At 48.7% G+C, this 2,507-nt stretch carries 1 protein-coding gene; it reads right to left on the bottom strand.

Annotated elements, in window-relative coordinates:
* Nucleotides 1-2,507, bottom strand: a 2,507-nt coding sequence (locus tag ACPW7N_RS26440) for an immunoglobulin-like domain-containing protein (RefSeq protein ID WP_425654860.1), incomplete at both ends; no start/stop codon positions are given.

Genomic DNA, 2,507 nt, shown 5'->3' with positions numbered 1-2,507 from the left:
CATTCGCTGGACGTGTGACTGTTCCATCCGTTCCTACTGCTGCATTGTCGGATCCCCAGCCTACCGTTGTTCCATTGATTCCTGTCGTCGGCAAGGTTAAATTGCCTGTTACATTATTCAAGGCACTGTTGCCATTTAGCAGGTCTGCATCGTCTAAATCCGCTTTTGCCCCTGCCACCGCTTGGGCGTCTGTCATTTCTTGCTCTTTTACGGTTACTGTGAATGTTTTGGTATCTTGGGTTCCATTTTTGCTAATCGTTGCTGTCAAGGTTACGGTTGCGTCACCGGATCCATTCGCTGGACGAGTGACTGTTCCATCCGTTCCTACTGCTGCATTGTCGGATCCCCAGCCTACCGTTGTTCCATTGATTCCTGTCGTCGGCAAGGTTACATTGCCTGTTACATTATTTAAGGCACTGTTGCCGTTTAGCAGATCCGCATCGTCTAAATCCGCTTTTGCCCCTGCCACGGCTTGGGCGTCTGTCATTTCTTGCTCTTTTACGGTTACCGTAAATGTCTTGGTATCCTGGGTTCCATTTTTGCTAATCGTTGCTGTCAAGGTTACCGTTGCGTCACCGGATCCATTCGCTGGACGTGTGACTGTTCCATCCGTTCCTACTGCTGCATTGTCGGATCCCCAGCCTACCGTTGTTCCATTAATTCCTGTCGTCGGCAAGGTTACATTGCCTGTTACATTATTCAAGGCACTGTTGCCATTTAGCAGGTCTGCATCGTCTAAATCCGCTTTTGCTCCGGCTACGGCTTGGGCGTCTGTCATTTCTTGCTCTTTTACGGTTACTGTGAATGTCTTGGTATCTTGGGTTCCATTTTTACTAATCGTTGCTGTCAGCGTTACGGTTGCGTCACCGGATCCATTCGCTGGACGAGTGACTGTTCCATCCGTTCCTACTGCTGCATTGTCGGATCCCCAGCCTACCGTTGTTCCATTGATTCCTGTGATTGGCAAGGTTAAGTTCCCTGTCACATTATTCAAGGCACTGTTGCCATTCAATAGATCCGCGTCATCCAAGTCTGCTTTTGCCCCTGCCACAGCTTGAGCGTCTGTCATTTCTTGCTCTTTTACGGTTACCGTGAATGTTTTGGTATCCTGGGTTCCATTTTTGCTAATGGTTGCTGTCAAGGTTACGGTTGCGTCACCAGATCCATTTGCTGGACGTGTGACTGTTCCATCTGTTCCTACTGCTGCATTGTCGGATCCCCACCCTACCGTTGTTCCATTGATTCCTGTTGTCGGCAGTGTTAAATTGCCTGTTATATTATTTAAGGCACTGTTGCCATTTAGTAGATCCGCATCGTCTAAATCCGCTTTTGCCCCTGCCACCGCTTGGGCGTCTGTCATTTCTTGCTCTTTTACGGTTACTGTGAATGTTTTGGTATCTTGGGTTCCATTTTTGCTAATCGTTGCTGTCAAGGTTACGGTTGCGTCACCGGATCCATTCGCTGGACGAGTGACTGTTCCATCCGTTCCTACTGCTGCATTGTCGGATCCCCAGCCTACCGTTGTTCCATTGATTCCTGTCGTCGGCAAGGTTACATTGCCTGTTACATTATTTAAGGCACTGTTGCCGTTTAGCAGATCCGCATCGTCTAAATCCGCTTTTGCCCCTGCCACGGCTTGGGCGTCTGTCATTTCTTGCTCTTTTACGGTTACCGTAAATGTCTTGGTATCCTGGGTTCCATTTTTGCTAATCGTTGCTGTCAAGGTTACCGTTGCGTCACCGGATCCATTCGCTGGACGAGTGACTGTTCCATCCGTTCCTACTGCTGCATTGTCGGATCCCCAGCCTACCGTTGTTCCATTGATTCCTGTCGTCGGCAAGGTTACATTGCCTGTTACATTATTCAAGGCACTGTTGCCATTTAGCAGGTCTGCATCGTCTAAATCCGCTTTTGCTCCGGCTACGGCTTGGGCGTCTGTCATTTCTTGCTCTTTTACGGTTACCGTGAATGTTTTGGTATCCTGGGTTCCGTTCTTGCTAATGGTTGCTGTCAAGGTTACCGTTGCGTCACCTGATCCATTCGCTGGACGAATTACGCTTCCATCCGTTCCTACTGCTGCATTGTCGGATCCCCAGCCTACCGTTGTTCCATTGATTCCTGTGATTGGCAAAGTTAAGTTCCCTGTTACATTATTCAAGGCACTGTTGCCATTTAATAGATCTGCGTCATCCAAGTCTGCTTTTGCCCCTGCCACCGCTTGGGCGTCTGTCATTTCTTGCTCTTTTACGGTTACCGTGAATGTCTTGGTATCTTGTGTTCCATTTTTACTAATGGTTGCTGTCAAGGTTACGGTTGCATCACCAGATCCATTCGCTGGACGAGTGACTGTTCCATCCGTTCCTACTGCTGCATTGTCGGATCCCCAGCCTACCGTTGTTCCATTGATTCCTGTCGTCGGCAAGGTTACATTGCCTGTTACATTATTCAAGGCACTGTTGCCATTTAGCAGGTCTGCATCGTCTAAATCCGCTTTTGCTCCGGCTACA

This window comes from Brevibacillus nigriterrae (assembly GCF_049846925.1).
In the GTDB taxonomy this organism is placed as follows: Bacteria; Bacillota; Bacilli; order Brevibacillales; family Brevibacillaceae; genus Brevibacillus_H.
This window is presented reverse-complemented; position numbering and strand designations above follow the sequence as displayed.